General features: G+C 44.5%; 5 protein-coding genes. 3 read left to right on the top strand and 2 right to left on the bottom strand.

Annotation, left to right across the window (positions count from 1 at the left end; genetic code table 11):
- Positions 1-25 precede the first annotated feature (25 nt).
- The 3 genes from AACU59_RS15885 to AACU59_RS15875 all read left to right on the top strand — a co-directional run bounded on the left by AACU59_RS15885 (position 26) and on the right by AACU59_RS15875 (position 4,385).
- Complete coding sequence (locus AACU59_RS15885; protein WP_105977304.1) at positions 26-2,248, top strand: leukocidin family pore-forming toxin; 2,223 nt, start codon at positions 26-28, stop codon at positions 2,246-2,248.
- 265 nt (positions 2,249-2,513) lie between these two features.
- A complete protein-coding gene (locus tag AACU59_RS15880; protein ID WP_094144923.1) occupies positions 2,514-3,455 on the top strand; it encodes a lipase family alpha/beta hydrolase in 942 nt (313 codons plus the stop codon).
- Positions 3,456-3,524: 69 nt separating this feature from the next.
- Complete coding sequence (locus AACU59_RS15875) at positions 3,525-4,385, top strand: lipase secretion chaperone (protein ID WP_094144924.1); 861 nt, start codon at positions 3,525-3,527, stop codon at positions 4,383-4,385.
- Between the two features lie 73 nt (positions 4,386-4,458).
- On the opposite strand, the gene AACU59_RS15870 is transcribed toward AACU59_RS15875, so the two are convergent.
- Positions 4,459-7,215, bottom strand: coding sequence for an immune inhibitor A domain-containing protein (locus AACU59_RS15870; RefSeq protein WP_094144925.1), 2,757 nt, complete (start codon positions 7,213-7,215; stop codon positions 4,459-4,461).
- Between the two features lie 195 nt (positions 7,216-7,410).
- Positions 7,411-7,656 (bottom strand): hypothetical protein, encoded by a 246-nt coding sequence (locus tag AACU59_RS15865; protein WP_017043657.1) that lies wholly within the window; start codon positions 7,654-7,656, stop codon positions 7,411-7,413.
- Positions 7,657-7,948: the final 292 nt, after the last annotated feature.

Here is a 7,948-nt window from a genome sequence, read left to right as displayed (position 1 = left end):
CAATAAAAATGCTTACGAGGTTTATATGTCAATAAACAGAAGAAAAGCACTTAGCGCTATTGCCATTATGTCAGGCTTGGTATGGAACACCGCTCAAGCTGACGTGAATCAGCCGCAAGGTTTGGCCATTGAAATGTTCAGTGAGCTTCAGGATGACAGCCAAATCAATTACTTCAATGCGAGCTATTGGTTACAAGGAGAGGTTGAGCCCCCGACACTAATGCAGATGCGTGACGATGTACTGAACCAACATATGCGCTATTTTGTCGATTTCAGTACGATTGAAGGTGAGTCGCAAAAGACAGAGGCGAAAGCATTGCTCAGGAAAAAACTGGGCTTAGCGTTTGCCAGTGACTTTTTGATCATCAGTGAACACAAAGGAGAATTGTTGTTCACACCGTTAGATGACGAGAATGATGCCAACATTCGTCTACTGGAAGCCGCCCCAATTGCCCATTCTCGTCAGCGCCGTAGTACGGCCAGTATGGTGTCAAATAGTGGTTCGGAAACGAACTCTTTGCCACACGTCGCGTTTTATTTGAATGTCAATCGGCCTATTACTGATAATGAATGTACGTTTAATAACTCACATCTTTGGGATCGAGGTACGCGAGTGTTTTGCGATAACCCGAATATCTCTTTGATCTATAGAGTTAATTTAGAGCGTTCATTACAATATGGCACCATTGGCTCTGCGACACCGGACGCGAAAATTGTTCGCATCAGCTTAGATGATGATACAACGGGTGCGGGGATCCATCTCAATGACCGTCTTGATTATCGTCAATCAGGTGCTGATTACACGACATTAGATGCTTATTTCCGAGACTGGTCGACCGATGCCATCGCCCAAGACTACCAATTTGTATTTAACTCTTCGAACAACAAAGCGCAGATCTTAAAAACGTTCCCGAGAGAAAATCTCAATGCCGAATATGAAGTCAAAGAGGTATCCGGCTTCCAGCTAGGAGTGAGTGGTGGTGTCGAGGTTAGTGCTGATGGACCTAAAGGCAAGCTAGAAGCCAATGCCAGCTACAACCAAAGCCGTTGGTTAACCTTTAAAACGCACGATTATCGTGTTGAACGTAGCACCAATAATGCACAAAACGTCAGCTTTAAATGGAATCGTAGCCAATACGCGACTGCCGAATCGATGATGAATCGCTCTACGGATGCGCTGTGGGTCAATACTTATCCTGTGGATACCAACCGCATTAACCCGATTGGTTACGCGAGCTTCGTACCCAAAATGGATGTGATCTATAAAGCCGCTCCTAATGCGACGGGGACAACGGAATTTACCATTGATTCTTCGGTCAATATTCGTCCCATTTATAACGGTGCTTATAAGCATTATTATGTTGTAGGTGCGCATCAGTCCTACCATGGTTTTGAAAATACGACGCGCCGCAGAGTGAGCAAAAGTGCTAGCTTTACTGTCGATTGGGAGCACCCAGTATTCACTGGCGGTCGTCCAGTGAATTTGCAATTGGGCAGCTTTAATAATCGTTGCGTTGATGTGGCTGATAATGGCGCGCTCTCTGCCTCAAGCTGTGATGAAACCAAAAACTCACAATCTTTTATTTATGATCAGTTAGGTCGCTATGTGAGTGCAAACGACATCCATCAATGTTTGGATGGACAATCACTGGGTCAATTACAAACCTGTAGTTCGAGTTTAAGTCAGCGTTGGGAATGGATAGAAAACAGCGATAAGCTGAGTAATGTTTTCTCTCATGAGTTACTTGGTCATGATAAAACCAGCGGTGAGTTAGGTTTGTATGCTGATGGCAATGATCAGGTAAGTGTGCGCACCATTACCGCTTACACCAACGTATTTCATTCAGATAGTGAATCGGCCGTATTTGGGTTTACATCGGGTTCATTGGCCTTACAAGATGTTGGTCAATCGGGGACACTGTATATTCGCCATGGTGCTGCGATTGATGCAATTGGTACGCAAGCCAATGCGATGCAAGGCGGTGAAAGTGGTAGTTTGACTGAAATTGATCTGAAACGCGTTACGCAAATAACCGTTACTTCCGGTGAGTTCAAGTACGGTGGCAACCATTTACTCCGTATGACTTTTAAGCTTGATGATGGTTCAACCAAAGTAGTGGGGTCAAAAGACTACGCAATCAGTACCCACGATGAAGTGTTTGAGTTGCCAGCCGGATCGGCCATTCGGCAAGTCAAGGTTTGGTCTGAAGGTTGGTTAGCCGATGGTATTCAATTTATTATAAAATAGCGCAATCAGTTCATGATTGAGTAGTAAAGAGCGCTCATGCTTTTGGCTTAATTAGCTAAAACGTGAGTGCTCTTTTTGTTAATGCGATGTTAATTTTATCTGTTGTTTTTTTTAGTTCATTCACGAAGCTGGTAAGCCGACATGAAATAAAGTGCTTTTCTTCTAAAGTTAGGGTGCTCCTCAGAGGTCTAATCTCTGGTGTGGTAACGGTAGGCTAGATGTATGCCGCGCCTAAACCAGGCACTACAATAAGAAGGAATTTACTTTGAAAAAAACGATTATTATTGCTGCTTTTTGTCTGCTGAGTACCACGGCGCTGGCGGCAACCAGCACGGTGGCGTTAAGTAAGACAGGCTATACCCAAACCCAGTATCCTATTGTGTTAGTTCATGGCTTATTTGGTTTTGATACGCTGGCCGGAGTCGATTATTTCTACGGCATTCCGCAATCACTGACGAAAGATGGCGCAAAGGCCTACGTGGCTCAAGTCTCAGCAATCAACAGCTCTGAGCTGAGAGGTGAACAACTATTGCAACAAGTGGAGTCACTTTTAGCCGCCACTGGCGCTCAAAAAGTTAACCTGATTGGCCATAGTCATGGCGGACCAACGGCTCGCTATGTTGCATCAGTTCGGCCCGATCTTGTGGCGTCCGTGACTAGCATTGGTGGCGTGAATAAAGGCTCAATCGTGGCAGATTTAGTGCGTGGGCACATTAAAGAGGGCTCCATTTCTGAAACGATTGCTGTCAAAATGGCGCAAGGATTGGCGGGTTTGGTTGGCCTGCTTTCTGGGGGAAGTAACCTAGAGCAAGATCCTTTAGCCTCCTTAGAAGCCTTAACTACCCAAGGTTCGCTAGCGTTTAATCAACACTACCCAGAAGGCGTTCCAAGCAGTGAATGTGGTGATGGTGAATTACTGGCTGACAATGGTGTTTATTACTATTCGTGGACAGGATCTTCGACCTTTACCAACCTCCTTGACCCAACTGATGCTGCGATGATGTTGACTGGGCTTGTCTTTAATGGCCCTAATGATGGTTTAGTCGGCGTATGCAGTACTCACTTGGGTAAGGTGATCCGCGATGATTACCAAATGAACCACTTAGATGAAATCAACGGCTTGCTTGGGATACACCACCTTTTTGAAACTGACCCCGTTACCTTGTATCGCCAGCACGCTAATCGATTGAAGCTTCAAGGTTTATAACTTCGAGGTTGATAGTTTCGAGGTTTATAACTTCAAGTTTTGTAACATCAAACTTTATAAGGATTGGCTATGAAAAAGCCCGCACTATTTGGTTTTATCGTGATCATCTTGGGGAGCATCGGTGCGGTGCTTTTTCTGCAAAAGCCAGTATCATCACAGAGCGCGTTACAAACGCCATCTCAACAAGATACGCAGATAGACAGCGCATCGAGTCTTGATTTAATTCACTATTTTATCTCTACATTAGGAGAGAGTTCATTACCTGAGGTTGAGCTGCGCATTGCCCAGTATGCTGAGCAGGATGAGGGCGTGGTGATCGATCCAATGCTTTTTGAACAGTTTATCCAATACAAACAAGCATTAGCTGAGTTAGAGGCTAATTCTTCCATCGCCAGTCTCGATCTTGCTACCTTAGCTGAGATCAATCAGCAGTTACTGAAAATACAAAGTCAATTTTTTAACGTTGATCAGCAAAGTATGTTGTTTGGTGAAGAGAATGCGTTACGAAATTTAGCGTTAGAAAAGCTGCGCATTAAAGCTCAAGCAGTAGATTCATATGATGAGCAGCAGCAGTGGCAAACGTTATTAGCACAGCAGCCAGAATACATTCAGCGCAGTGAACGCAATGTACAACTACTGCCAGCACTCAACGCGAGTCGCCATTTGTCCACGCAAGAGCAATACTTAGCTTGGAACGAGTTGGTTGGCGAACAAGGAGCACAGCGGTTAACGCAGCTTAGTGAACAACGAGAGCAGTTTTCTCAGCATCTCGAAAACTATCTACAACAGCGTTCGGCGGTGCTTGAAAATACACGCTTGAGCGAAGATGAAAAAAATCAGCAAATTACGCAACTGCGTACCCAAACGTTTGAGGCCAAACAACTCAAACGCGTCGAGGCGTTGGAAAGGTTAAGTGATCAATCGCTTTAATTCTGTTTATCCAATAAAGAAGAGCGCGACCGAAGCCGCGCTCAAGTTCTCTAAGAGAAAATAGAATAGGTGGTTACAAATTCACCACAATGGCGTTAGTCACTGTTGCACCTTTGTCATCCATCACTTTAATTTTCACTTCATGTTTTCCAGAGCTTGGGAAAATGGCGGTGAAGAGTTTGCCACGTTTTATTTTTCCATTCGGCAGGGTCCATTCCGTATCGACAATTCGCCCATCGCTATCGCTGCTGGTTGACCACATTGTTACCCAGCGTCCAAGGTGGATGTACTTAGCACTGGCTTGCGGTAATGCGTTAGGCACTTCAACCTGTATTGTGCGCGTAGTGGTGTTGGTTGCGCCTTTATCATCCGTTACGGTTAGGTTTACGGTGTATTGCCCTGCTTTGGTGTAGCTCCAGCTTGGCGCCATTTCGCTGCTCATTTGGCCGTTACCAAAATCCCATGCGTAACTGACTAGCTCGCCATCTTCATCATGGCTGTAGTTGAGAGCACTGACAGATAAACCGTCTGTTTTAAGCTCAAAGTTGGCGACAGGAGCTTGGTTTTGTTCGCTGACTTTTGATAAGCGAATTACGCCGTACTCATTGTCTTGGCCTTGGTTGAGGATGTCGATCATCAAGCCAAATTCCGTTAACTTACGCCCAGCATCTGGTACTAATGGTGAGCTGTAATCCGCGCCATCAGAGAAATTACCATTACCGATTAAGCTTGTGTCTTCGAGCACATCACCATCGGCAGCGACTAAACGTAGAGGTGTTTGATCTTGCAATGAGAAGGTTGCATCTCGCACTTGGAAGCGCGTTTGTGCGGCCTCACCGGTTTTTGACCAAACCAATGCGTTTTGATCCGCATCGACGACACCTAACCAACCTTCACCTGGGTGGTTACCTACCCAGTTATCCGTGTAAGATTCATCCACATACCAAACCAGTAGGCCGGGTTCGAAAGTCATCAACTGGCCCATGCGTTTGATATTGGCTAAGCCTTGGTCGACGCCATTGTGGCTACGCCATTGCAGTAAATAATAGTGTGGCGCTTCATGGAAGCCATTGTTGGTGGTGTAACCTTTAAAGGCGAAGGTGGATGTTCCTTCGGCATCATCAATAAGGGTTTGCTGCCCGTCGACCTCTAACTGTAGGTTATCAAGGTAAAGACCTTCCATGGCTAAGCCGCCATCAGTGACATAGTCAAAGCTGAGTGTCACTTCTTGGCCTGCCCACTGGGAGACGTCAAATATCGCATCAACCCAGCCATCCGACTGACCAGCAATAGCAGGTACAAGCCCTGTATTGTACGGGTCATCCATGGTGGTGATGTTACCAGCAATCGCTTTACCATTGATCAGTACGCGTGCAAAGTCGTAGTCTTTTTCAATCTGATACCATGCTTTAAAATTCAGCGTAGCTTGTTCACCTGTAGGGATAGAAAGCTTACGAGACATGCTATTTTTCAGATCATCGCCTCGGTTTGAATAAAAAGCGGACGAACCTTGATAAGGCTTCACTCCATCAACACGTTTCAGTGGTAAATCAATCTTCACCATATTTGGTCGAGCATTGTCAGTGGTTTGGAATAGGGTAAATACGCGAGGATTTTTCTCTAACTCTGCAATCGAAATTTGATCGTCATTGATCCAACGACCACCGACCGCTTTTTGTAAGAACTGTTTAGACCAAGAGCTGAATGCCGTCGGTTGTGTTCCGCCAATTTTTCCGGCCCAACTGCCAGAAGACATGATGGACCAATAAGAAACTGGCTCACCTTTACCTGTGTATTGGGTATCGTATTCGTCAGGCAAACCTAAATCGTGGCCATACTCGTGTGCGCAAACCCCAGCGGCCGCATCAATCGGTTGCATGGTGTAATCAAAGGCGGCATATTGGCCGTTAAAGCGATCTGGAAGCGTACTTTTTGTGCCTTGAAGGACATAAGGTTGGCCGAGATTATAACGGTGGGACCATATGGCGTCAGGTCCAAGCACACCGCCGCCGGCTTCTTCACCAACGGATGCATGGAACACCATCAAGTGATCGATTACGCCATCCGGTTCGCGGAAGTTGCCATTACCATTGTAATCGTAACGATCTTCAATATCGTAATCGGCCAGATTAATACTAGGGTCTTGCGCCAGTTGGTTCAGTGCTTCGCGCACCAACTCTTGCGCATTCATATCTTTGTCTGTTGTTGCAGAGTTGCCCCCGTAAAACGCGGCGTTTTTAGACGCGCGATACCAACCTGCGGCTTGCCCGGCCACACTGTAGCTTTGCCCAGACTCGCTTTCATAATACTGACGCATCGAGATGAAATTTTCTCCATTAGGGCCTGCATAGCCCGCATCGGAAAAAAGCAGATCTTGATAGTGAGGTGGATTGTAGCTGGCATAGAGCATTTCAGTATGCTCTTTGGTCAGGCGGTTATCGTTCCAAGGTAAATCGGGAAAATCAATTAAAAGCGCTAATACCTTATCGGTGCGTTTGGTGCTGATATCGAGAGCAAAAACGCTGGCTTTTTGGTGGCCTTTTTGTTTTTCAATGGTCTTTAATACCCGTGCGCGTTGCTCAAGAGCTTGCTTACCAAATTGCGCATCACCGTGGAAGCCCGATTTGATTTTTTGCTCTAAATAACGATCCAAGGCATCGCGCTTGATTGCATCGGTAGCATTGCCATCCACAACACCGTTACGCACTAACATTTCAATGAGTTTATCTTCATTGACTACCCCTAAATCAATCGGGGTGTGCGCATAAGCACTGACGTTAAATAGTGTTACCATTGCTGACGCAAGCAAGGTTTTCCTTATGTGTTTCATCTGCTTTCCTTATTTTTCTTTCTGTATTTATGGTATTAACAATTTCACTGAACTGATTTCCATACGACTGAGCGCTATAGAGAATAAATGGCTTTCATCGCCATAAAATAGAATTCATGGACGCAATGAGTGGCTGGTATATTCTTATCTAGGCAAGTTTTCTGAGTGTTATTCAGTGAAGATTGAACGGGTGATTTAGTCGCTCTTCGGCGGAGAAATACACGCTTCTTCTTGATGAGTTGTCGAATTTAGAGACTTTTCTTTGTGGTGTTTTCTTTGTAGATAAAGGGCAAGTGCTTGTTGTTGCTGTTCTGATGTCAGCCCTTCACATATCACACCTCGTTCGATTAATGAGGCGAGCAACCGTTCATCATCAACTGAAGATTGAGCAAGGCTAATTGATGAGTAACTAATTAATAAAAAATAAATTAAATGTTTCACAGTATATCCATATAATGTGTGAATTATTCGTAACAATCTATATATCAGTCATACGCATAGCAAGTGTAAATAATTGTTGTTTTGAAATAACATCATATTTTAAACATAACTAGTTAACATTTGGTTTGTTTTTAATTGATAAATATGTCGGTTCTTTATTCTTAAATTTAGAATTAATAATTGATGGATTTGTATTTTATTCTTAGTGATGAAGATGAAATTCTTTAGATAAATAAAGTGATAGGTTAGAATTCAATCGAAAGTAAATGTTGGGTCAAAACCAACAATGACT

It is taken from the genome of Vibrio sp. V23_P3S9T160 (genome assembly GCF_963886625.1).
In the GTDB taxonomy this organism is placed as follows: domain Bacteria; phylum Pseudomonadota; class Gammaproteobacteria; order Enterobacterales; family Vibrionaceae; genus Vibrio; species Vibrio anguillarum.
This window is presented reverse-complemented; position numbering and strand designations above follow the sequence as displayed.